15 protein-coding genes are annotated in these 22,830 nt (G+C 71.6%); 5 read left to right on the top strand and 10 right to left on the bottom strand.

Annotated features, from left to right (window positions below; translation table 11 throughout):
• Positions 1-51 precede the first annotated feature (51 nt).
• From KUM39_RS06865 to KUM39_RS06845, 5 genes are all read right to left on the bottom strand, one after another.
• Positions 52-2,151 carry an alpha-galactosidase gene (locus KUM39_RS06865; RefSeq protein WP_217784509.1) on the bottom strand — a complete coding sequence of 700 codons (2,100 nt, stop codon included), beginning with the start codon at positions 2,149-2,151 and terminating at the stop codon, positions 52-54.
• On the bottom strand, positions 2,148-3,017 hold the full coding sequence (locus tag KUM39_RS06860; RefSeq protein ID WP_217784508.1) for a carbohydrate ABC transporter permease: 870 nt from the start codon (positions 3,015-3,017) through the stop codon (positions 2,148-2,150). Before KUM39_RS06860 ends, KUM39_RS06865 begins: the two co-directional genes overlap by 4 nt.
• Entirely contained in the window at positions 3,017-3,955 is a 939-nt protein-coding gene (locus KUM39_RS06855) for a carbohydrate ABC transporter permease (RefSeq protein WP_217784507.1), read from the bottom strand. The genes KUM39_RS06860 and KUM39_RS06855 overlap by 1 nt, the downstream gene beginning before the upstream one ends.
• 1 nt (position 3,956) lies before the next feature.
• Complete coding sequence (locus KUM39_RS06850) at positions 3,957-5,246, bottom strand: ABC transporter substrate-binding protein (RefSeq protein WP_217784506.1); 1,290 nt, start codon at positions 5,244-5,246, stop codon at positions 3,957-3,959.
• Positions 5,247-5,362: 116 nt separating this feature from the next.
• Positions 5,363-7,504, bottom strand: coding sequence for a DUF8189 domain-containing protein (locus tag KUM39_RS06845; RefSeq protein WP_217784505.1), 2,142 nt, complete (start codon positions 7,502-7,504; stop codon positions 5,363-5,365).
• A 320-nt stretch (positions 7,505-7,824) separates the two neighbouring features.
• On the opposite strand from KUM39_RS06845, the gene KUM39_RS06840 reads away from it, so the two are divergent.
• The gene (locus KUM39_RS06840) at positions 7,825-11,901 is read left to right on the top strand and encodes a discoidin domain-containing protein (protein WP_217784504.1); all 4,077 of its coding nucleotides are present in this window, start codon (positions 7,825-7,827) and stop codon (positions 11,899-11,901) included.
• 96 nt (positions 11,902-11,997) lie between these two features.
• Here KUM39_RS06840 and KUM39_RS06835 read toward each other — a convergent pair whose 3' ends face one another.
• Both KUM39_RS06835 and proP read right to left on the bottom strand, forming a co-directional pair.
• Positions 11,998-12,705, bottom strand: coding sequence for a GAF and ANTAR domain-containing protein (locus tag KUM39_RS06835; protein ID WP_217784503.1), 708 nt, complete (start codon positions 12,703-12,705; stop codon positions 11,998-12,000).
• A 148-nt stretch (positions 12,706-12,853) separates the two neighbouring features.
• Positions 12,854-14,365, bottom strand: a complete 1,512-nt coding sequence (proP, locus tag KUM39_RS06830; protein WP_217784502.1) for a glycine betaine/L-proline transporter ProP — start codon at positions 14,363-14,365, stop codon at positions 12,854-12,856.
• 267 nt (positions 14,366-14,632) lie between these two features.
• On the opposite strand from proP, the gene KUM39_RS06825 reads away from it, so the two are divergent.
• The gene (locus KUM39_RS06825; RefSeq protein WP_217784501.1) at positions 14,633-15,367 is read left to right on the top strand and encodes an FAD binding domain-containing protein; all 735 of its coding nucleotides are present in this window, start codon (positions 14,633-14,635) and stop codon (positions 15,365-15,367) included.
• A 19-nt stretch (positions 15,368-15,386) separates the two neighbouring features.
• Here KUM39_RS06825 and KUM39_RS06820 read toward each other — a convergent pair whose 3' ends face one another.
• The gene (locus tag KUM39_RS06820) at positions 15,387-16,259 is read right to left on the bottom strand and encodes an SGNH/GDSL hydrolase family protein (protein ID WP_217784500.1); all 873 of its coding nucleotides are present in this window, start codon (positions 16,257-16,259) and stop codon (positions 15,387-15,389) included.
• Positions 16,260-16,501: 242 nt separating this feature from the next.
• Complete coding sequence (locus KUM39_RS06815; RefSeq protein ID WP_217784499.1) at positions 16,502-18,325, bottom strand: arabinofuranosidase catalytic domain-containing protein; 1,824 nt, start codon at positions 18,323-18,325, stop codon at positions 16,502-16,504.
• Between the two features lie 322 nt (positions 18,326-18,647).
• On the opposite strand from KUM39_RS06815, the gene KUM39_RS06810 reads away from it, so the two are divergent.
• Entirely contained in the window at positions 18,648-18,803 is a 156-nt protein-coding gene (locus tag KUM39_RS06810) for a DUF6131 family protein (protein ID WP_217784498.1), read from the top strand.
• Positions 18,804-18,940: 137 nt separating this feature from the next.
• On the opposite strand, the gene KUM39_RS06805 is transcribed toward KUM39_RS06810, so the two are convergent.
• Complete coding sequence (locus tag KUM39_RS06805; protein WP_217784497.1) at positions 18,941-20,632, bottom strand: sigma-70 family RNA polymerase sigma factor; 1,692 nt, start codon at positions 20,630-20,632, stop codon at positions 18,941-18,943.
• 190 nt (positions 20,633-20,822) lie between these two features.
• Here KUM39_RS06805 and KUM39_RS06800 point away from each other — a divergent pair, with 190 nt between their 5' ends.
• A complete protein-coding gene (locus tag KUM39_RS06800; RefSeq protein ID WP_217784496.1) occupies positions 20,823-21,068 on the top strand; it encodes a hypothetical protein in 246 nt (81 codons plus the stop codon).
• A 275-nt stretch (positions 21,069-21,343) separates the two neighbouring features.
• Positions 21,344-22,414: an NAD(+)/NADH kinase gene (locus tag KUM39_RS06795; protein WP_217784495.1), complete on the top strand. Its 1,071-nt coding sequence runs from the start codon at positions 21,344-21,346 to the stop codon at positions 22,412-22,414.
• Positions 22,415-22,830 lie beyond the last annotated feature (416 nt).

Here is a 22,830-nt window from a genome sequence, read left to right as displayed (position 1 = left end):
CGTGGGGTTCGGCTCCTTCGGGGAGTGGGGGGCTGGGCCGGGCGGGGTGGTTCAGCCGCGGGTGAGGACGGCGAGCCGGGCGTCGTGCTCGGCGGTCCAGGCCAGCGGCAGCCCGTAGTGCAGCAGATGGGCGCCGCTGTACTCGGTGCCGGTCTCCTCGTCGCGGTAGCGGGCGGCCGGGTCGAGTCCGCGCAGCCTCAGCCGGGCGGGGCGGCCGGGTACCAGCGGGGCGCCGTCGAGGACGCCGGTGCTGAACGCGGCGACCAGGACGCGGGGGCCGTCCGCCTCGGTGTACTGCACACCGCAGGTCGCGTCGTCGGGGCTGCCGAGGAGGCGGGCCTCGCCGTGGTGGACGACGTCCCGGACCTCCTTGTAGCGGGCGATCCAGCGGGCGGCCTCGGCGCGCTGCTCCGGGTCCCAGGTACGCAGGTCGGCGCCGATGCCGAGGACGCCGCACATCGCGAGTACGAAGCGGAAGGCCAGCGAGCGGGGCCGGGGGTCGAACACGCCGGGCGAGTCGGTGACCCAGGAACTCATGACGTGCGGGCCGTGCGCGTGCAGGAAGCCGTGCTGGATGCGGAGCCGGTCCAGCGGCGCGGTGTTGTCGCTGGGCCAGACCACGTCGGTGCGGGCCACGGTGGCGTGCTCGATGCGTCCGCCGCCGCCCGCGCAGCCCTCGACGGTGACGTGCGGGTGGGCGGTGCGCAGGTGGTCCAGGACGCGGAGGTAGCCGGTGACGTGCCCGGCGTCCAGGTCGAGCCGGTCGGCGGGGCCCTCGCCGGGGCGGCCGCGCTCGGTGGGCGGCCGGTTCATGTCCCACTTGAGGTACTCGACGGGGTACTCGGTGAGCAGCCGGTCGAAGGTGCCGATCACGAAGTCCTGGACGTCGGTGCGGCCGAGGTCGAGGAGGAGTTCGTTGCGGACCAGGCGGCCGGGGCGCCCCTCGACGCGGTAGACCCACTCGGGGTGTTCGGCGTACAGGCGGCTCCGGGGGCTGATGGCCTCGGGTTCGACCCAGAGGCCGAAGCCGAGCCCGAGGGCGCGTACGTCCTCGACGAACTGCCCGAAGCCCTGCGGGAATTCGGCGGGGTCGGGGTACCAGTCGCCGAGGCCGCCGGTGTCGTCGGCGCGGCCGGTGAACCAGCCGTCGTCCACGACGAAGAGTTCGGCGCCGATCTCGGCGGCGGCCTTGGCCAGTTCGAGCTGGGCGTCGGCCTCGACGTCGAAGCCGGTGGCCTCCCAGGAGTTGTAGAGGACCTTGCGGGTGCGGTCCAGGCGTTCGCCGGTGAGGTGCCGGTCGTAGCGGTGCCAGACGCGGGCCAGGCCGTCCAGGCCCTCGGGGCTGAACGCGCAGGCCAGGCGCGGGGTGGTGAGGGTCTCGCCGGGGGCGAGCACGACGACGCCCTCGTGCGGGACGCGCCCGGCGCGGACGCGGACGGCGCCGCCGGGTTCGGCCTCGGCGGTGACGTGCCAGTTGCCGGACCACTCCAGGGCGATGCCGTAGGTGGGCGCGGTGCCGTCGTCGGGGAGGGCGGCGTCCTGCACGGCGAGCCAGGGCACGTAGGCGTGGCCGGGGACGCCCTGGGTGCTGCCCATCGTGAACGTGCCGCGCTTGAGGGTGAGTTGGGTGTGGGTGAACTCCTGCGACCACTGTCCGGTGAGGTAGGTGAGCCGGGCGCCCGCGGCGACGGGGACGTTGACGGCGCCGGAGTCGAGCCGCTCCAGGCGGAGTTCGCTCTCCCCGGTGCAGGTCAGCTCGGTCCAGCGGAGTACGACGTCGGTGCCGGGGACGGTGGTGTAGCACAGGGTGGTGCGCAGTCCGGCGAGGGCGTCGGTGAACGTCAGGCGCAGACCGTCGGCGTCCTGTTCGGCGCCGGTGAACTCCCACCACACGCCGCGTTCGTGCCCGGAGTGGCCGACGACGAGGTCGGCGCCGGTGAACGGGCGCTGGCCCTGCGGCAGATACTCGGCCGGGGCGGCGTCGGCCGGGGTGATGTAGTGGGTGCGCCGGGACCAGTCCAGGGCGGACGGGCCGTCCTCCGCGCCGTGCGGTCCCCAGGCGTCGAGTTCGGCCCAGGGTCCGTCCGGGGAGAGCCGCACCGTGTAGCTGGTGTGCTCGGTGCGCAGGGTCCAGCGTTCGTACGAGGTCATTTCACCGCTCCGAGGTTGAGGCCGGCCACGAAGTGGCGCTGGAACCGCAGGAACACGGCCACCGTGGGGGCTGCCGCGATGACGGAACCGGCCGCGATCACGTTCCACATGGAAACGTACTGCCCCTGCAGGCCGATCAGCGCGGCCGTGATGGGCATCTTGGTGTCGCTGCGCAGGACGGTGATGGCCCAGAGCAGGTCGTTGAAGATCCAGGTGAAGGCGAGGGCGCCGAGGGCGGCGAGCGCGGGACGGGTGAGCGGGAGGATGATCCGCCAGAAGATCTGCCAGGGTCCGGCGCCGTCCACGACGGCCGCCTGCTGGATCTCGTCGGGGATGGACCGCATGAAGCCGTGCAGCACGAAGACGTAGAAGCCGACGCCGAAGCCGATCTGCACGCCGATGAGGGCGGACAGGGTGTCGTAGATGCCCATGAGTTCGCTGAGCTTGGACACCGGGATGAGCAGGATCTGCGGGGGCAGCAGGTTGCCGCCGAGCATGAGCAGCAGCAGGGTGCGGCGCAGCGGCATGTCGTAGCGGCTGAGGGCGAACGCGGCCATCGCGGCGAGCGCGAGGGTGATCAGCACGCACGGGACGGTGACGATCAGGCTGTTGATCAGGGCGCGCTGCTGGCCGCCGTCCACCCATGCCTGGCGGAAGTTGCCGAGGGTGAAGGAGTGCGGGAGGCTGCCGAGCCCGTTGGCGGCGATGTCGTCGAACGAGCGGAGGCTGGTGACGAGGACCAGCACGATGGGCAGCAGCCAGAGCACGGACAGCAGTCCGGCGCCGAGGTGGAACCCGGCGGTCGCGGCCCGCCTGCGCTTCAGCGCGGTCGCGTTGGCGGTGGTGTCGGCGGTGTCGGCGGACATCAGTCGGCCTCCCGGAACGCGCGGACCAGGTAGGAGCAGATGACGCCGAAGGCCAGCACGAAGATGACGACGGCGAGCGCGGAGCCGTAGCCGAGCCGCAGGGACTGGAAGGCTGTGGAGTACATGTATGTGCTCAGCAGTTCGGACGAGTGGTAGGGGCCACCACGGGTGAGCGACCAGACGACGTCGAAGGAGCGCAGCGAGTCGATGATGATGACGGACAGCACGACCGCGTTGACGCTGCGCAGCTGAGGGAGCGTCACATGGCGGAAGCGCTGCCAGCGTCCGGCGCCGTCCATCTTGGCCGCTTCGTACAGCGAGGGGTCGATGCCCTTGAGTCCGGCCAGGTAGAGCACCATGACGTAGCCGATCTGGCGCCACAGGGCGGGGACGATGACCGCGTACAGGGCGGTGTCCTGGTCGGCGAGCCAGGCGTGCCTGAGGCTGCCGAGGCCGATGCCCTGGAGGATCTGGTTGAGGACGCCGTCGGGCTGGTAGATGGCCTGCCAGACGAGGGCGGTGGCCACCAGGGAGAAGACGACGGGCAGGAACAGGGCGGCGCGGTAGAAGCCGACGCCCCGGCGTTCCTGCTGGAGCAGCATCGCGGCGGCGAGACCGAGGAGGGCGGAGAGCCCGCCGAACAGCACCAGCCACAGGACGGTGTCGATGGCGGCGGTGCGGAAGACCTCGTCGTGCACCATCTCCTGGAAGTTGCCGAGGCCGACGAACCGGGGTGCGGATACGCCGTCCCAGGAGGTCAGGGCGAGGTAGAAGCCCTGGAGGGCGGGCCAGAAGACCCACAGCGCCTCGGCGAGGAGGGGGATGAGCACGAACGCGAGGACGAGCGGCGGGGTGCGCCGGGCGGGCCCCCGGCCGCGTCCGCCGCCGGGCGGCGGGGCGGCCGGGGACTTGCGCGCCGTGGGGGTGAGCACTGCCACCTCAGGCGCTCCAGATCTTCTCGGCGTCGCGCTGCCACTGCTTCAGGATGGAGTCGATCTCCTTGGGCTTGGCGATGAACTTGGTGAGCGCGGTGTCGGCGGTCGGCTGGAGGGCGTCGCTGGAGTCGCGGTTGAAGAACTGCGTGATCTCGGCGGCCTCCTCGATGTGCGCGCGGCCCTTCTTCACCAGCGGGGTGCCCGCGTCCTTGGCATCGGGGTTGCACGGCAGGACGGTGCCGGAGGAGCCCTTGATGTAGATCTCCTGGGCCTCGGCGGTGGCCAGGTACTTCATCAGGTCGCCGACCTGCTTGCCGCGGCCGGTGCGGGCGCTGGCGAAGTAGCCGTCGGTGGGGGCCTCTTCCGCGAGCGGCACCTTGGGGTCGATGATCGGGAAGCGGAAGAAGTCGATGTCGTCCAGGGCGTCCTTGGGAGCCGCGTCGGCGAAGAAGGTGCCGATCAGCATCATGCCGGAACGGCCGTTGAGCAGCGAGGTGGTGGCGTCCTGGAAGGCGACGGCGGTGCCGTTGGGGTCGAAGTAGGGCAGCACCTCGGCCCAGCGGTCGAAGACCTTGCGGACCTGGGGGTCGTCGAACCGGTGCTTGCCCGCGAGGAGTTCGCGGTGGTACTGCGCGCCGTTGATCCGGATGTCGAGGTAGTCGAACCAGGCGGAGGCGACCCAGGCGGTGCCGCCACCGGCGCCGAGGCCGATCGGGGAGACGCCCTTGGACTTGAGCGTCTTGCACAGCGCGATGAACTCGTCCCAGGTCTTGGGCTCCTTCACGCCCCACTTGGCGAAGTTGGACTTCCGGTAGAACATGCCCCACCAGTAGTAGGTGGAGGGCACGAAGACCTTCTTGCCCGCGCCGGAGGTGCACAGCGAGTTGAGGGCCTTGGAGTAGCGCTTGAGGTCGGGCGAGGAGGCCCAGACGTCGTCGAGGTCGAGCAGCAGGTTCTTCTTGGCATAGGCGTCGGCGACCGAGCCCGGGTACCAGGTGAGGACGTCCGGCGGGTTGGCGGACGTGAGGTACGTCGGCAGCTGGGTGCGGAAGGTCTCGGCGGCGACGGTGTTGAGACTGACGCGCTCGGACCCCTTCTTGGCGTAGGCGGCGGCCAGGTCCTCCATCGCGGCCTTGGCCTGCGGGGCCGAGAGGTTCGACTGGAGGGTCACCGCGCCCTTCGAGGAGGTCTTGGCGTCGGAGGCGGAGGTGACACAGCCGCTGAGCAGAGCCGCCGTACCGGTGGCACCGAGTCCGGCGAGGAAACGCCGGCGGCTCGTCTGAAGGTTCGTCATGAAGGGCTCCCTGTGGATTCACGCGACGGGGCCGTGCGGCCGGGGGCCTCGGCGGCCCCGTCGCGGCGAATCAAGGTTCGCGTGGTGCTCACACCACGTCAAGATTAATTACTAATTTATTTGAACTGCGCGCGGTGGACCGTGCCGTCCAGTCCGCGGTAGACCGCGTCCACCGTGCCGTCCGGGCCCGCGACGGCGCCGAGCGAGCCGTCGAACGCGGCGCTCGGGAACTCGTCGCGCTTGCTCCAGCCCTGCCAGGCACCGGAGTTGTAGCGCTGCTGCCAGAGCGTGTAGTCCCCGGCGCGGACGTACAGCAGCACGCTGTCGCCGGAGGCGACCAGGGTCGGGCTGCCGCTGACCGTGCCGCCGATGGAGCTCCAGTCGGACCACGCGCCGTCCTTGGCGCGGCTGCGGGTCCAGATGTCGTCCGCCGAGGTGCGCACGGCGACGTGGACGCGGCCCTCGGCGTCCACGGCGGCCGAGGGCCTGCCGTACGCCGGACGGGTGCCGGGCGTGCCGAGCGAGGTCCAGCCGCCGCTCACCCCGCGCTGGACGACCGAGCCGTCCGTGCCGGTGGCGAACAGGGTCCAGTGCGCCGGGTCGGTGAAGGCGACGCTCGGGGCGTCGGCGACCTTGCCGCCGAGGTCCTGCCAGGCGCCCCAGTGGCCGCCGGTGAACGCGCGCCGGTGGACGCGGGAGTCGGCGCCCCGGACGAAGACGTCGATCCGGCCGCCCGCCGAGGCGTACGCGGCGGGCTGGCCGAGGATGCCGCCGCGGACCGGGCCCCCGAGGTCGGACACCTTGGCGTGCCTGCCCTCGCCGGTCTGCTGGAGCAGGGTGCCGCGCGGGCCGCGCACGAAGGCGCTCGGGCCGGAGGCGGTGCGCACGGCCGCCGGGCTCGCGGAGGCCGGCACGCCGAGGGAACTGCCGGGCAGCGCGTCGTCCCCGGTGAGCTGGAGGAACGCGGTGCCGTGCGCGGGTACGGTGACGGTGTACGAGCCGGTGTGCGTGCCCCGGTCGGCGCGGGCGCGCAGGTCACGGACCTTGACCCGGCCGCCGAGGGCCGCGTCGGAGAACTTCACGGTCCGCTCCGCGGCCTGGTCGGAGCGGTTGAGCAGGACGACCGCGCGGCGGCCGTTCCCGGAGAGCACCTTGCTGTAGACGTCGCCGGTCGCGTCGGAGGCGACCCGGACGCCCTGGACGCCGAGGCGGTCCTGGTCCACGCGGATGATCTCGGGGTTGCGCAGGACGGAGAGCATCGACGGCGACAGGGTGCGCGGGTCGGAGCCGAGGATGAGCGGGGAGGCCATCTCCGCCCACATCACGAACTGGGTGGTGGACTCCTCCTCGGTCAGCTCCAGGTTGCCGTCCGACATGCGGCGGGTCGGGATGAGGTAGTCCGGGTCGTTGTAGTGGCCGGGGCCCTGCGCCTCGGGGTGCCAGGCGTTGGCGTCCATGTTGCGCAGGATGTTGGGCCACTGGCCGGGCGTCGGGGTGCCCCAGGCGATGTCGGTGCCGGTGCGCCAGGAGTCCGCGATGGTCGGCGCGTAGGAGAAGGTGTTGTGCGCGTCCTGCTCCCAGGTGTGGGGCAGGCCCCAGTCGTCGGTGAGCGGGTTGCACAGGTTCAGAATCATCCTGCGGCCGGACTTGGCGACCGCGTCGCTGAACTCCTTGAACGCGGGCCCCGGATCGAGCTTCTCGGAGATGCCGCACAGGAAGTCCACCTTGATGGCATCGACCTTCCATCCGGCGAACTGCCGGGCGTCCTGCTCGTAGTGGCCCCGGCTGCCCAGACCGCAGCTCTTGCCGCCGTCGTAGGTACCGGCGTCGGTGTAGATACCGGCCTTCAGCCCGCGCTTGTGCAGGTAGCTGACGAGGCTGGGGATGCCGGACGGGAACCGCTCGGGGTTCGCCACCAGACGGCCCTGGTCGTCGCGCGGGTTGTCGGCCTGCCAACCGCCGTCCAGCCACACGATGTTGTAACCGCTGTCCCGCAGACCGCTGCTGACCAGCTTGTCCGCGACCGAGCGCACCTCCTTCTCGGTGGGCGCGCCGAGGCCGTAGTAGGTGTTCCAGCCCATGTAGGGCGTGGGGGCCAGGCCGCTGTCGTAGTAGTCCGGCGCTCCCTGGTCCACCGCCGGGGCGGCCTGGGCGGACGGAGTGACGGTGGCGGCCAGGGTCACCGCGATGGCCGCGGCGAGCGTGGTCCGGGCGAACCGGACACGACGGGCATCGTGTACGAGCGGGCGTGAAGTCACGTACCTCTCCCAGAGGTTGGGAAGCGGGATGGGTGACGCGGGCCGCACTGTGCTGGGGGGGTCCTGGTGTTCGAGGATCAGCTCGGGCGGACATCCCCGGGGCCGACGGCGTCACGGCGACGACTGTGGCGCCCGTCCGAAACGCTGTCAACATTTATTCCTAATTTACGAGAAACAAAGTCGAAGCACTGCCGACATCTTGACAGTCGGCCGCCGTGGGGGCAGTGTTCGGCAGCGTGCCCGAGGGGGTGGCAACGTTGTCATTCAGCCTGGTCCCCCGGCCGTACCCTCCTTGGTCCTCCCTGATCGGAGCCTTGTCGATGTCGGATCAGTCCTCCGCGCCCTCACGCCGTACCGTACTGTCCACGGGGTCCACCCTGTTGGCCGGGTTCGGTCTCGGCATGGGGCCGCTCTCGTCCGTGGCCACGGCCGGAACCGGCCAGCCCGGCAAGGGCGCCTCCACGGCCGAACTCGCCGCCTACCGGCCGGTTTCGGTCTCCTCGACCGATTACGCCCCGACCCCCGCCGAGTTCGCGGTGGACGGCCTCGCGGTGCGCGGGGTGAAGGGCAGCGGCTGGCGCGCCGCGGCGGGCGATCCGCAGTGGATCAAGGTGGACCTCCAGGCGCTGTGCGAAGTGTCCTCGGTCCGCCTGGTGTTCGAGGCCACCTCGGACGACCCGCCCTTCACCGACTCCCCCACCGGCAGCCCCCGCGACATGACCACCGGCCAGGAGATCCTGTCCAGTTGCGCGGTCGCGTACGTCATCGAGACCTCCAAGGACGGCAAGTCCTGGACGGCCGCCTACCGTACGGACTCCGGCAAGGGCGGCGAGGTGCGGATCCCGCTCGCCAAGCCGGTCAGCGCGCGCTGGGTGCGGATGACGGTCACCAAGCGGTCGAACTCCAACCCGCTGGGCCTCAACGGCCTCCAGGTGTACGGCACCTGCCGCACCCGGCGCCCCGAGGTCACCGGCTGGACCGACTGGGGCACCCGCACCCGGCACCCCCAGCCGCTCAGGACCGCCGCCGACGGCACCGTCCCGCTGGAGTCGGGCTGGGACCTGACGATGGACGACTGGGCGGGTGCCGACGGCGCCGCCCTCTCCCGCGCCGCGCACGACACCAGCGACTGGCTCCCGGCGACGGTCCCCGGCACGGTGCTGACCTCGCTGGTGGACCAGGGTCATCTGCCCGACCCGGTCGCCGGGTTCAACAACCTGCACGTCCCGGAGGCGCTGTCCCGGCACTCCTGGTGGTACCGGCGCGAGTTCGCGCTGCCCCGGGGTCTGCGCACCGGTGCCGGGCGGCACATCTGGCTGGAGTTCGACGGCGTCAACCACGAGGCCGAGATCTGGTTCAACGGCACCAAGGCCGGCGCCTTCTCCAACCCGTTCTCCCGCGCCTCGTACGACGTGACGAAGCTGCTGGCGTCCGGTGGGCAGGCGGTCGCGGTGAAGATCACCCCGGTGCCGTTCCCCGGCAGCCCGACCGACAAGGGCCCGGCGGGCCTGGCGTTCGTGGACGCGGGCGCCAACATGATGAACCGCAACTCCCCCACCTACCTGGCCTCTTCGGGCTGGGACTGGATGCCCGCGGTGCGCGACCGCGCGGCCGGTATCTGGAACCACGTACGGCTGCGCTCCACCGGCGCCGCGGTCATCGGGGACCCGCGTGTGGACACCCTGCTGCCGGGGCTGCCCGCGACGACCACGGCGGAGCTGACCGTGGTGGTCCCGGTGCGCAACGCCGGGACGGCCGACAAGCGCGTCACGGTCACCGCCGCGTTCGACCGGGTCAAGGTCACCAGGACCGTCTCGGTGCCGGGCGGCAAGAGCGTCGATGTCACCTTCGCCCCGGCCGAGTTCGCCCAGCTCAAGCTGCGCGACCCGAAGCTGTGGTGGCCCAACGGCTACGGCGAGCCGAACCTGCACGACCTCACCCTCACCGCGACCGTGGACGGCACCGAGAGCGACCGGCGCACCACCCGCTTCGGCATCCGGCAGTTCGGCTACGAGTACGGCGCCGTGCCGATGACGTTCCGGTGGAGCAGCGACATCTTCACCCAGACCGTGGACTTCGCCCGCCAGAAGGCGCGGTACGTCCGGGTGCTGTGCCACACCCGCGCCACCGAGTGGGGCTCCTCGATGTGGAGCCTGTCGGTCCTCAACAGCGCCACCCCCGGTGACGACCTCGCGCTCGGGAAGAAGGCGACCGCGTCGTCCTCCGACGATCCCGCGCGCGGTCCGGGCAACGTCACCGACGGCAACGGCGACACCCGCTGGTCGTCCTCGTTCCAGGACGAGCAGTGGGTGCAGGTGGACCTCGGTTCCTCGGAGTCCTTCGACCGTCTGTCGATCAACTGGCAGCAGGCGTACGCCAGGACGTACACCGTGCAGGTCTCCGAGAACGGCACCGACTGGACCGGCGTGAAGGACGTGGACAACGCCGCCGCGCCGCTGCCGTTCAACACCTCGGGCTCGGCGAGCATGCAGAACGTCGAGTTCGACGCGGTCACCGCGCGGTACATGCGGGTCTTCCTCCGCACCCGTGCCACCGGCTGGGGCTTCTCCATGTGGGACCTGGCCGTGGTGGACAGCGCCCGGCCGGGCACCAACCTGGTGCTGAAGAAGCCGGCCACCGCCTCCTCGGAGGGCGAGGGCACGGTCGCGGGCAACGCGGTGGACGGTGACGTCAACACCCGCTGGACGTCGGTCTACGAGGACGACAGCTGGATACGCTTCGACCTCGGTTCCGCGCAGCGCTTCGACCGGGTGGCGATCACCTGGGAGCAGGCGTACGGGCGGACGTACACCATCCAGGTCTCCGACAACGGCACCGACTGGCGTGACGTGAAGTCGGTGGACAACTCCATCGCGCCGCTGAAGATCAGCGTCAACGGGGTGCGGGTGTTCTGCCGGGGCGGCAACTGGGGCTGGGACGAACTCCTGCGCCGGATGCCGCGGGAGCGCATGGACACGGCCGTGCGGATGCACCGGGACATGAACTTCACGATGATCCGCAACTGGGTCGGCTCCAGCAACCGCGAGGAGTTCTACGCCAGTTGCGACGAGCACGGCCTGCTGGTCTGGAACGACTTCCCCAACGCCTGGGGGATGGACCCGCCGGACCACGACGCGTTCAACGGCACCGCCCGCGACGTGGTGCTGCGCTACCGCATCCACCCGAGCGTCGTGGTGTGGTGCGGGGCCAACGAGGGCAACCCGCCCGCCGCGATCGACGACGGCATGCGCGACGCGGTGCACTCCGGTGCGCCCGGCATCCTCTACCAGAACAACTCGGCGGACGGCATCATCACCGGCGGCGGCCCCTACGGCTGGGTCGATCCGGACACCTACTTCTCGGCGGCGACGTACGGCAGCAAGAGCTACGGCTTCCACACCGAGATCGGCATGCCGGTGGTGTCCACCGCCGAGACGCTGCGCAAGCTGGTCGGGGACGAGCCGGAGTGGCCCATCGGCGGCGCCTGGTACTACCACGACTGGAGCACGCGCGGTAACCAGGCCCCGCAGAACTACCGCGCGGCCATCGAGTCCCGGCTCGGCACCGCGAAGAACCTGGACGACTTCGCCCGCAAGGCGCAGTTCCTCAACTACGAGAACCACCGCGCCATGTTCGAGGCGTGGAACGCCAAGCTGTGGGACGACGCCAGCGCCCTGCTGCTGTGGATGTCCCACCCGGCCTGGTACAGCACGGTCTGGCAGACCTACGACTACGACTTCGACGTCAACGGCGCCTACTACGGCTCCCGCAAGGCGTCCGAGCCGCTGCACGTGCAGGCCAGTCCGGTGGACGGGCAGGTCGTCGCGGTGAACCACACCCCGCGCGCGCTGCGCCGGGCGACGGTGACCGCCCGCTGGTACGACCTGGACGGCCGCCAGGTCGCCGCCGAGCAGAAGGCGACGGTGGACGTGGCCGCGTCCGCCACGGCGAAGGCGTTCAAGGCCGACCCGAAGGGCACCCTGCCCGGCCTGTACCTGCTGCGGCTGCGCCTCGCCGACGAGCACGGCAGGACGCTGTCGGAGAACACCTACTGGCGGTACAGGACGCCGGAGGCCATGCAGGCGCTGAACAAGGCGCGGCAGACCAGGGTCTCGGTGGATGTCGGCGGGGTGCGCGGCACCTCGGGCGGGCGGCACGAACTGACCGCGAAGATCACCAACCGGGGTGCGTCGGTGGCGTCGATGGTCCGGCTGTCCCTGGTGGACACCCGCTCCGGCGACCGGGTGCTGCCCGCCGAGTACGGCGACAACTACCTGTGGCTGCTGCCCGGCGAGTCCCGCACGGTCACCGTCTCCTGGCCCGCGCACGCCAAGGCGTCCCGTCCGGGCCTGAAGGTGGACGGCTACAACGTGCCCGAGGTCACCGGCCGCGCGTAACACGGGCGGATACGACGGGAGCGGGCCCCGGTGCTGTGACAGCACCGGGGCCCGCTCCCGTACGGAATCCGGTCGGACAGACCCTGGGGGCGGTCCTCACGGATGCGCTGGGCCGCCCGGCTGGGGGCGGTCCTTGCGGATGCGCTGGGCCACGTCCCGGAGCTTGATGTTGTGCTCCTGGGAGATGCGGCGCAGCACGTCGAAGGCGTCGTCCTCGGTCATCCGGTGCCGTTCCATCAGCATGCCCATCGCCTCGCCGATGGCGTGCCGGCTCTCCATGCCGTGCTCCAGCTGGTCGATGGTGCGGGCGCTGGCGAGGGCGACGGCGGCGTGCGAGGCGAGCAGCCACCCGGCGGTCTCGATCTCCTCGCCGAACGCCTTGGGCCGGGAGGAGTAGAGGTTGAGCGCCCCGAAGTCCTCCTTGTCGGTGTAGAGCAGCACGCCGGTCATGCTCCCGATGCCGAGGCTCCGGGCGCCCACGGCGAACTGCTCCCAGGTGGGCTGCGGGTCGGCCATGTCGGGGATGCGGTACACCCGGTCGGTGTTGCTGCTGCGGGCCAGGTCGTAGCAGGGGCCCTCGCTCAGCTCGCCCTGGATGCGGTCGCTCTCGCGGACCAGCTCGCCGGTGGCGGCCAGAGTGACCGAGCGGCCCTTGTTGACGGCGAGGATGCCCGCCTCCTCGCACCCGTCCACCAGGCGCACCGCGGCCCGCGCGATCTCCGCCAGGGTGTCCTCGACCGAGCGCCGCTCCAGCAGGGTCCGGGCCAGCTCGGCCATCCCTTCGGCGTACTCCCGCCAGTCCATCCCGCACCACCTGTCCGGGCGACCGATGCGCACCACCGTTGGTACGAACACCTCCGCCTCTCCCCAGGGTGTCACGCCTGGGCAGGACGCTCACGCCGCCCCGCGGCCCCGGGCGGGCGGCGGGGCGGCGGCGGTGTCGGTACCGGGGTCAGAACCGGGGCGAGTGGGCCTGGCTCTCGACCAGTTCGGCCGCCTCCTCGGGGGTGGCGACGGCGGGCGGGGAGCCGTCCAGCGGACGGCGGGCGGTCTCCTTCATGCAGGCCACCGCGATCACACCGACCAGGGCGGCGCCCATCGCGTAGTACGCGGGCATCAGATCGGTGCCGGTCACGGAGATCAGCGCGGTGATCACCAGCGGGGTCGTACCGCCGAACAGGGACGCGGAGAGGTTGTAGCCGATGGACAGGGAGCCGTAGCGGACCTGGGTCGGGAAGAGCGCGGGCAGCGCCGCCGACATGGTGCCCAGCAGGCAGACCAGGGAGAGCCCGAGCATCAGCATCCCGGCCGAGACCGGCAGGACGCCGCCCATGCCGACCAGCAGGAAGGACGGGAGCGACAGGACCAGGAAGCCGAGCATCCCGGCCATCAGCAGCGGCTTGCGGCCGAACCGGTCGGAGAGGCGGCCGACCTGGTTGATCAGCAGCATCAGCACGACCATCGTGATGATCAGGATGAGCAGCCCGCTGGTCTCCGAGTAGTGCAGTTCGTCGGAGAGGTACGTCGGCATGTACGACAGCAGCATGTAGTCCGCGATGTTGTACGCACCGACCAGACAGATGCACAGCACCAGGGTGGGCCACTGCTCGCGGAAGATCCGTCGGAGGTCGCCGCGTGCGGTGGTCTCCACGGCGGAGGCCGCGTCGGTGGCGCGGTGCGCGGACTCGTCCTCCAGGCGCTGGAAGGCCGGGGTCTCGTCCAGTTTCAGCCGCAGGTAGAGGCCGACCAGGCCGATGGGCCCGGCGACCAGGAACGGCACCCGCCAGCCCCAGGACTCCATGCCGGAGCTGCCCAGCCCCGCCGTCAGCGCGGTCACCAGACCGGCGGCGCCGACGTAACCGGCGAGCGTGCCCAGCTCCAGGAAGCTGCCGAAGTAGCCGCGCCGCCGGTCGGGGGCGTACTCCGCGATGAAGGTGGAGGCGCCGCCGTACTCGCCGCCGGTGGAGAAGCCCTGCACCAGCCGGAAGAGGATCAGCAGGGCGGGCGCCCAGAAACCGATGGTCGCGTAGGACGGGATCAGGCCGATGGCGAAGGTGCCGATGGCCATCAGGATCATGGTCAGCGCGAGGACCGCCTTGCGGCCGACGCGGTCGCCCATCGGGCCGAACACGAACCCGCCGAGCGGACGCACCAGGAACGACACGGCGAAGGTGGCGAACGACGCCAGCAGCTGCACGGTGCCGTTCCCGGACGGGAAGAAGACGTGGCCGATCGTGACCGCGAGGTAGCTGTAGATCCCGAAGTCGAACCACTCCATCGCGTTGCCCAGGGCGGCGGCCTTCACGGCGCGCTTCACCGCGCGCTCGTCGGTGACCGTGATGTCCGTGCGCCGCAACGGTGGGTTGCGGCGTCGGCGTACGGCCCGGAACAGCGTGGGGTGCCGTCTGACCGCCTCGCGGTCGGGTGTCTCGTCCTCGTGGTGCGCGGTCTCGCCGATAGCCATGAACCGTCCTTTCTGCCGGGGGGCGTCTATCCAGCCGTTCCCGCCTTCACGCGTGACGCCCCACGTGACGAGTGCCTCACCTGTGTGGCGGATGCGTGGGGCTCGTGTGACGGACGAGCGGGCGGCGGTCGTCGGCTCCGGCCCTGGTCGTGCTCAGGTGAGCCCTGTGTGCGCCCCCGTTCGTACGACGAGAATGCGCCCTGCCGGTGGACGGACGCCCGGCCGGGACGGCCCGTCGCTCGACTCTCCAGGAAGCAGGTCCGCTCCATGCTGCTGCGACTGCCCACCTCCGTGTCCGAGGCTCGGGAGTGCCTGGCCGAGGGAGCCGTACCGGTCGGCGGCGCGACCCTGGTGTGGGCCGAGTGGCAGCGGGACGGCTTCCCCGCGCTCGCCATGTCGCTGCGCGGTGTCCCGGAGGCGAACGAGGTCGGGGCCGGGGTGCTGGGCTCGGCGGTCGTGCTGAACCGGATGTCCGACGCGGTCCCGGACGTGCTGCGGCTGGCCGCCGCCACGATCGGCACGGGCGCGGTACGGCGGACGGCCACGGTCGGCGGGAACGTGGTGGGCAGCTCGCTGCGCTGTCTGCTGCCGCCCGCGCTGGTCCTGGACGCCCGCGCCACGGTGCTCGGCCCGGAGGGGACGCACGAGGCGGAGCTGTCCGAGGTCGTCGCCAAACGGCCGCTGCTGCTCGCGCTGCGCTGGCGCGACCCGGTCGCCAGCGCCTACCGCAAACTCCCCGCACCGGCGGGCGGCCCGCCCCCGCGCGTGATCGCGCTCGCCGTGCACGACGGCGACGGCGACGGCGACGGCGACGGGCGGCTCGTACGGGTCGCGGTGCGCGAGGGGTACGACGTGCTCAGCGGGACCGTGCCGGGCGCGGCGGGCACCGGCACGGTCCTGGAGGCGCTGCGGGAAACGCTGCTCGGTGAACTCCCCAGCGATGCGTGGGAGTTAGTGGAGCGGGAGACGACCGCGCTGCTCGACCGGCTCCCGCGCCCCTGATCTGTCCGGCGGTCCCGGTTCAGCCGAGGCCGAGCACGTCCATCGCCTGTTCCGCCATGCGCCGCTCCCCGAGGGCGTTGGGGTGCACCGGCACGACGTTCGTGCCGAACAGCAGCGGCTCGATCCAGCGGGTGCCGGACGGCTGGCAGGCGTCGTGCCCCTCGGAGGCGGCGGTGAAGTCCACGTAGGTGGCGCCGGTCTCCGCCGCCGCGCGCTGGACCACGGCGTTGAGATGGGCCTGGAGGGCGCGCAGATAGGGCACGTCCCCGGCGGCGATCGGCAGCTTCAGGAAGCAGGACAGGCTTCCCCTGGCGGGCAGTATCCACGGGTAGCCGAGCACCGCGACCCGTGCGTGCGGGGCCTTGGCGCGCACCGCCTGGAGGACGGACTTCAGCGCCGGGTAGGTGGTGGCGTCGATGGCCGCGTCGAACGAGTCGCCGTACTTGTCCTTGCAGGGGCTGCCCTGTCCGGCACCGAGCACGCCCGCCGCGCCGCAGGACAGGATGGCGCTCAGGAAGGTGCTGTTGTCGTTGCCGCCGAGGGTCATGGTGACGAGGTCGGTGTCCGCCTTCACCGCGTCCAACTGCGGTGCGGTGCCGGGGTACTGGCTGCCGGTCACGTCCCCGGTGTCGGCGGCCCCGCAGCTCACGTCGGTGAGCCGGGCGCCGGTGCGGGCGGCGAGGACGTGCGGGTAGTTCACGGTGGAGCGCAGACAGAGCAGGTTGGACGGGTCCACGGGGAGCACGCCGGACCCGGCGCTGTAACTGTCGCCCAGGGCGGTGTAGTCGAGGGGCGTGGAGGCGTGGGCGGGGGTACCGGCCAGGGTGAGGGCGAAGGCACCGGTGACGGCTGCTGTCGCGGCCATGACACGAGTCAACACGCGTGGGGGCATGGGCGGTCTCTCTTCTCGGCGGCTCTGACGAGAGGGGCGGGCGGTGCCGTCGGCACAAGCGGGCTGCCGGATGGGGCTACCGAGAAGTAATCTGCGGCGGCCCCACCCCGGCGTCAACATCGGGGACCGAACTTCTTGGAACGCTCACCGAGCGCGCGGGGTGGGGCACGGATGTGCCGCACCTGTGATGCGGGTGGTACGGGTCGGCCCGACCGACGGGACGGCGGGCCGGGGTGCCGCTCTCAGCCGAGCCGGAACTTCTGCGCCGAGGAGCCGTTGCAGTCCCAGATCCGCAGCCGCGTCCCGTTGGCCGTGGCACCGCTCGGCGCGTCGAGACAGCGCCCGGACTGCGGGTTCACCAGCGAACCGTCCGCCTGCTGAACCCACTTCTGCCCGCCCACCCCGTTGCAGTCCCACAATTCGACCTGCGCCCCGTTCACCGTGCCGTTGTTCTCGACGTCGAGGCAACGGCCGAGTGTGCTCAGGGAGTTGTCGGTGCGGTGGAACCAGTGCTGGTCAACGGCCCAGGACTGGCAGCCCCAGAGCTGCACGGCGGTGCCGTTGACGCCGCTGTCGTCGGCGGCCACGTCCACGCACGTGCCGCCGGGCGAGGCGACCGGGGCACCACCGTTGACGGCGAACTTCTGCGCCGAGGAGCCGTTGCAGTCCCAGATCCGCAGCCGGGTCCCGTTGGCCGTGGCACCGCTCGGCGCGTCGAGACAGCGCCCGGACTGCGGGTTCACCAGCGAACCGTCCGCCTGCTGAACCCACTTCTGCCCGCCGACTCCGTTGCAGTCCCACAGCTCGACCCGCGCCCCGTTCACCGTGCCGTTGTTCTCGATGTCGAGGCAACGGCCGATGGTGACGAGGGAACCGTTTGCCATGTGCGTCCAGTGCTGGTCCTCCGCGTAGTTCTGGCAGCCCCAGAGCTGTACTGCGGTGCCGTTGACCCCGGTGTCGTCGGCGGCCACGTCCACGCAGGTGCCGCCGGGGCCGCCGATGGTGCCCTGGGGGCCGTTCGGCACGTTGGTCTGGCCCGCGTAGCCGACCGAGACGATGTTGCTCTGCACCGCGTTCTCGGCCGCGTCGGTCGGATACCCGGCGACCATCACGCCCTCGAAGAAGGTGCCCATGTTCCAGTTGCTGTTGTCGCCGCCGGTGCCCAGGATGATGCCGCCCTCCTGCCGCATCGGCCGGTAGCCGCCCCGGCTCGGCAGCGCGCCGTCCCACCAGGTGGTCAGTGACCCGGAACGGGAGTCGCCGCCCTTGAGGGCGTACCGACTCTGGCCGTCGTTCTTCAGCACGGCGGTGACGAACGGCGTGCCGTTGCCCCGGTTGTCGGGGTTGGAGCCGTTGTCGCCCTGGAACATGCCGTTCTCCAGGTCGGCCTCGACCCACGGACCGTTGCCGGTGCAGGGTGCGAAGTAGCAGGTGGTGGCGATACTGACGGCGTCCATGTGTCCGTTGCCGGTGTCGGCGGGCGTGCGCTCGGCGTTGCCGTAGTCGAAGCAGCAGGCGGAGCCGACGTGAGTGCCGCTGGCCACCATGTAGACGCCCTCGGGCCGACCGTCTACCGCGACCCCGGAGGCGGCGCCGGTGTAGCGGTAGCCGACGCCGGGCGAGATCCAGATGCCGTAGACCTTGTGGCCGCCCGCGGTGACCGCGATCTCGCTCGCGTCGGCCCCCCGGTCGGCGCCCATGCCCGCGGTGCCCGCCGGGCCGGGGGTGAGGTCGTTGTGGCGGCTGGTCTGGTCGTACACCTTGCTGATGCGGCAGGTGGTCGCGGCGCAGAAGGTGTCCTGGCTCGCGGCGTCCGCGTAGCCCCCGGCCGTGAGGACCCCGATGTTCCGGCTCGCGCCGTCGGAGGCGCGGGTGACCTGGTAGAGCGGGCCGTCGTACGCGCCGAACAGGGCGCGGGTGGAGCTGTGCGCGGCGACACAGGGGGTGCCCGCGGCGCCGTAGATGTCGCACGGCAGGGAGCCGGCGGCCTCGGAGGTGCCGGTCAGACCGACCAGGGCACCGAACAGGAGTACGAGAACTGCTGGGACGGATCTCTTTCCGCGCATCGTCTGCTCCTCGAAGGACGGGACGTGCTGGGCAACTGGTGTGTGCGAGAACCGGGTTGGATTTCGTCCGGACCGCTGCGGAAGGTACGGACCATGACGGTGCGCGTCAAGATTTGTTACTTCCGAGGGATTCAAAGTTTTGGTTGTGTGGTGATTTGTTGCTTCCGCACGCCCACGCCCCGATGCCGCACCCGCTGCCCGGCGCGCCCGCCCTGTGGGACCAGGGAAGGCCGCTGAAATCTTTTCTTCGGCCGGGAGGGGATATTTCTTCGTTCCGGGGCACTCGGAGGTACAGGAATGCTGCTACCAGCAGGAGGCAAAGATGATCGCCCTCGGCATCATTCTGCTCGTCGTCGGTTTTCTGACCGGCATTTCGATTCTCTGGACCATCGGCGTCATTCTTCTCGTGGTGGGCGCCGTACTGTGGATCATGGGCTCGATGGGGCACGCGGTCGCCGGACGGCGTCACTATTGGTGATCGCCGCACCGTACGAACACGGTCGTGGCCGTGGTCACCGGGACAAGCCCGGTGACCACGGCCACGTCGTCTTTCCGTGAGAGATCAGTCCCGCGTTCGGTGCGGGATCACACGGCGGGAGATCACGCGGTGGGAGATCACAGCCGGGCGCCGAAATCCTGGGTCCACCAGGGGCCGCCGGAGCCGCCGTTGTGCACGCCCACGCCGATTTCCTTGAACGAGCAGTTGAGGATGTTCGCGCGGTGGCCGGGGCTGTTCATCCAGGAATCCATCACGGACGCCGGTGTCGGCTGCCCCTTGGCGATGTTCTCCCCGTAGGTGGACCAGCGGTATCCGGCGGCCGTGATCCGCTTGCCGGGGTCGGCTCCGTCGGGGTTGGAGTGCTCGAAGAAGTTCCGGGCGGCCATGTCGTCGGAGTGTCCCCGCGCGGCCTGGTCCAGGTCCGCGTTCTCGGCTACCGGCCCGCAACCGGCCTTGGAGCGCTCCTTGTTGACGAGTGCGACGACCTGGGCGACGGTCCCCGTTGCGACGGCGCGGGTGGCGGGAGCGGTCGGCGTGGTGCGTACCGGCGGTGCGGGCGCCTCGCGGGTCTCCGGGGCCTTCTTCCCCACCGTCGGCGGTTTCCCGGCCGCTGCCTTCTTCGACGCGGAGGGCGACACGGAGGCCGAGGCGCTCGCGGGAGCCGACGCGGAGGCGGAGGCGGAAGCGCTGGGGGAGCCGGACGTGGGTGCGGACGGCTCCGCCGGGCTCCGCTCCGACAGGTCGGCGACCGGATCGCCGGAGGCCCGCGCGGTCGCGGTCGCCCCGTCGCCGCCGCCGGTGTCCGGGCCGAGGTACCAGAGTCCGCCGCCGACCACGCAGGCCGCGACGACCGCTCCGCCGACGGCCCGTCGGCGCACCCGTCGGCGCCTGCGGGCCTCCCCGCGGGACGGCGCGCGCCCGGCACGGCGCCGGGCCGCGGCCCGGCCCGGCGCCGTGCCGGATGCGTCCGGGCCGCTCTCCCCGTGGGAGACGGCCGCCACCGGGGTCATGGCCGTGGTGGTGCCCGCGCGCAGCGACTCCGCGAGCCCCGCCGAGACACCGACGAGTGCGAGCCCCGCGAGCAGCCCTTCGGCGGGCACGAGTCCGCTCCAGAGTCCGGAGCAGCGCACGCATGCGCGCGCGTGCCGGGCTATGCGCTTGCGCCACAGCGCCGAGGGGCGCCCGTCCCAGGTGGCCAGCACGCCCCGCAACTCCTCGCAGGGCGGCGCGGCGAGCGCCCGGACCAACACTCGGGCCGCCTCCAGCTGTGCCTTCATCCGCTGCACCCGGACGGCCGTGTGCTGCGGGGAGAGTTCGAGGGCGGCGGCCACCTCGGCGCGGGTCAGCTCCCCGGCGCACTCCAGCCACCACAGCGACAGCAGGGCCCGGTCCTCCGGTTCCAGCCAGCGGGTGGCGAGCGCGGTCTCCTGCCGCTGCCCGGACAACTGGAGCCGTACGAGGGTGAGATCAACGAAGTCGCCGCCGGGATCGGCGAGTTCGGCGGCCTCCTCCACTCCCCCGGTGACGGTCCCGCGGTCCTGCCAGTGGGTGCGGACCTGGTTCATGGCGATCGACACCAGCCAGGGCCGGAAGCTGTCGGGGCTGCGCAGTCCGCCGAGTCCGCCGAGGGCGCGGAGCATCGTCTCCTGCACCACGTCGTCCACGTCGAGGGAGCCGTTCAGAGCACGCCCCACGATGTTGTAGACCAGCGGGAGGTACATGCCGACCAGCGCGTCCTGCGCGCTCGGGTCGCCGTCCCGTGCGGCGGTCACCAACTGCGCGGGGTCCGGCGTGTGCTCTGTGCTCATCTCTCGCGTCCCTGTCCTCGAAGTCCTCGTACATCTCCGGCCGACACCTGGGAGACCACATGGCGAGCCCCCGATAACAGTTCTTCGGAGACTAGTTCGAGGAAAAGCGGGCCGCACCGTCCGGACGGCCACAAGGGGGGTGCGCGAGGGATGTGTCACAACACGACGTGCGGCTTCACGTTTTCCTCACATGTTCGCGCTCGCGGCGCGCGTGCGCGGCCCGTTCGGTTTCCGCCGCCTCCACCTCCGCCTCCGCGAACCGAGCCGCTGTCCGGCGGCGATGTCGAGCGGGCGGGTCGGCCACCGGCACAGCAGCGCCGAGGACGAACGGCCGGCCCAGCCGATCCGGCCGTCCGCGACGACGCCGAACTGGGCGAGGAACGACGTCCACTTGAAGGCGCCGAGGTCGAAGGACCCGGCCGGACAGTGCGGGTGAGCACCACGCCGACGCCGGACACGCGGGGTTCCGCCGATGCGCTCGGGTCCGCCTCCCGCGTCCCCGACCCGTTGCGCCTCGTACGCCGCGCCGTCCCCCGTGGCCCCGGCACCGGTGGGCCGGGGCGGCGTTTTGGTCCACGGCCCCTCGGGGCATCCGATGCTCGCCCCCTCGCCCCCGGACTGCGGGGGCGGCGTGCCTGGGGTACGGATGGACTGTGGTGCGGACGGCGCGGCCCGGTGGGCGGGCGCGGGCGGACCGGCTGGGAGGCGGGTATGACGGTGGAGCGGATCGGGCTGGTCGTGCACGGAGGTCGCCCGGAGGCGGTGGCCGCGGCACGGGCCGTGCGTGAGTGGTGCGCCGAGCACTCCGTGGGCTGCGCCGACATCGACGTGTGGCAGGAGGGCGCCCGGCACAGCGCGCGCGAGGAACTGTCCGCCGCCGCCGACCCGGACCTCATCGTCACCCTCGGCGGGGACGGCACGTTCCTGCGCGGGGCCCGGCTCGCCGCCGAGAACGACGCCCTGGTGCTGGGCGTGGACCTGGGCCGGGTCGGCTTCCTCACCGAGGTGCCCGCGACCTGCGTGCGTGCGGCGCTGGACGCCGTGCGGGACGGCGAGATCAACGTCGAGCACCGCATGCTGCTCACCATGCGCGCCTCGCGCCTCCTTGAGGTGCCGGAGGAGATGGAGGCGATGGTGCGCTACGGGCGCGGTCCCATGCTGCCGCCGCCCGCCGTGCGCGGGGACTGCGCGAAGGGCGACGACTGGGGCGTGGCGCTGAACGTGACGGCGCTCAACGACGTGGTGCTGGAGAAGCTGGCCCGTGACCGCCAGGTGTCGGTCGGCGTCTATCTCGCGGGCCGCCTGCTGGCGTCGTACTCGGCCGACGCGCTGATGGTGGCCACCCCGACCGGTTCGACCGCGTACAGCTTCGCGGCGGGCGGGCCGGTGGTCTCGCCGCGTGTGGAAGGGCTGGTGTTCACGCCGGTGGCGCCGCACATGGCGTTCAACCGGTCGGTGGTGGCCGCGCCGGACGAGCCGATCGGGCTGCGGGTGCTGGAGCGCTCGGGGCGGGCGGCCGTCAGCATCGACGGGCAGGTGCGCGGGGTGCTGAACCCCGGCGACTGGATCGGGGTGTACGCGGCCCCGCGCAAGCTGAAGGCGGTACGGCTCGGGCCGATGGACTTCTACGGGCGGCTGCGCGAGCGGATGAACCTGACGGACGCGCCCGCGGCCGTCGCGGACGGCGAGGCGGCCCCCCTGTGGGCTCTGAGTTCGCCGCCGCCCCCCGACCTGGCCCACCTCGCGCTGCCGCTGGTGACGGACACACCCGAACACGCCTGAGCCGGGCCGCCCGGCACCGCGGAACCGCTCCGGACGCCGTCTCGGAGCGGTTGGTTCCGTGACGTGCGTCACGCGCCCGCACGTACCTGTTCGGGTCGCTTAGTAGACGAGCGTGTGGATCATAAAGATGATTTGTCCGTCTTGGTGCGGGACTGTGCCGTCCCGCACCACTCCCCCGCCGCCCCGGCCCTGCCCGCACCCGCTTCGCCGTGCGCCCGGCGGCTCCTGACGGGACGACAGCGAACCGCCCCGTACGCCGACCGGGGCGACGGTACCCGCGCACCGCCGAATCGGGCGCCGATGGTCTACGAAGCGGGATAGTACGTAGGCCCTTTGCGTGGCGCGGGGCACCTTTCCAAGAATGACGAACCGCAGGCGGTCTCCGCGGTTCAGGCGCGGAGCCACCGTGGGGTCCG

The organism is Streptomyces corallincola, assembly GCF_019104725.1.
GTDB classification, from domain to species: Bacteria; Actinomycetota; Actinomycetes; order Streptomycetales; family Streptomycetaceae; genus Streptomyces; species Streptomyces corallincola.
Note: the sequence above shows the minus strand (reverse complement) of the source record. Positions and strands in the feature narration are given on the sequence as shown.

Excerpts from the sequence above, each read along its gene's own strand:
- KUM39_RS06865 (WP_217784509.1), bottom strand. The coding sequence starts at position 2,151 with ATGACCTCGTACGAACGCTGGACCCTGCGCACCGAGCACACCAGCTAC.
- KUM39_RS06860 (WP_217784508.1), bottom strand. The coding sequence starts at position 3,017 with ATGTCCGCCGACACCGCCGACACCACCGCCAACGCGACCGCGCTGAAG.
- KUM39_RS06850 (WP_217784506.1), bottom strand. The coding sequence starts at position 5,246 with ATGACGAACCTTCAGACGAGCCGCCGGCGTTTCCTCGCCGGACTCGGT.
- KUM39_RS06840 (WP_217784504.1), top strand. The coding sequence starts at position 7,825 with ATGTCGGATCAGTCCTCCGCGCCCTCACGCCGTACCGTACTGTCCACG.
- KUM39_RS06835 (WP_217784503.1), bottom strand. The coding sequence starts at position 12,705 with ATGGACTGGCGGGAGTACGCCGAAGGGATGGCCGAGCTGGCCCGGACC.
- proP (WP_217784502.1), bottom strand. The coding sequence starts at position 14,365 with ATGGCTATCGGCGAGACCGCGCACCACGAGGACGAGACACCCGACCGC.
- KUM39_RS06825 (WP_217784501.1), top strand. The coding sequence starts at position 14,633 with ATGCTGCTGCGACTGCCCACCTCCGTGTCCGAGGCTCGGGAGTGCCTG.
- KUM39_RS06820 (WP_217784500.1), bottom strand. The coding sequence starts at position 16,259 with ATGCCCCCACGCGTGTTGACTCGTGTCATGGCCGCGACAGCAGCCGTC.
- KUM39_RS06815 (WP_217784499.1), bottom strand. The coding sequence starts at position 18,325 with ATGCGCGGAAAGAGATCCGTCCCAGCAGTTCTCGTACTCCTGTTCGGT.
- KUM39_RS06810 (WP_217784498.1), top strand. The coding sequence starts at position 18,648 with ATGATCGCCCTCGGCATCATTCTGCTCGTCGTCGGTTTTCTGACCGGC.
- KUM39_RS06805 (WP_217784497.1), bottom strand. The coding sequence starts at position 20,632 with ATGAGCACAGAGCACACGCCGGACCCCGCGCAGTTGGTGACCGCCGCA.
- KUM39_RS06800 (WP_217784496.1), top strand. The coding sequence starts at position 20,823 with ATGTTCGCGCTCGCGGCGCGCGTGCGCGGCCCGTTCGGTTTCCGCCGC.
- KUM39_RS06795 (WP_217784495.1), top strand. The coding sequence starts at position 21,344 with ATGACGGTGGAGCGGATCGGGCTGGTCGTGCACGGAGGTCGCCCGGAG.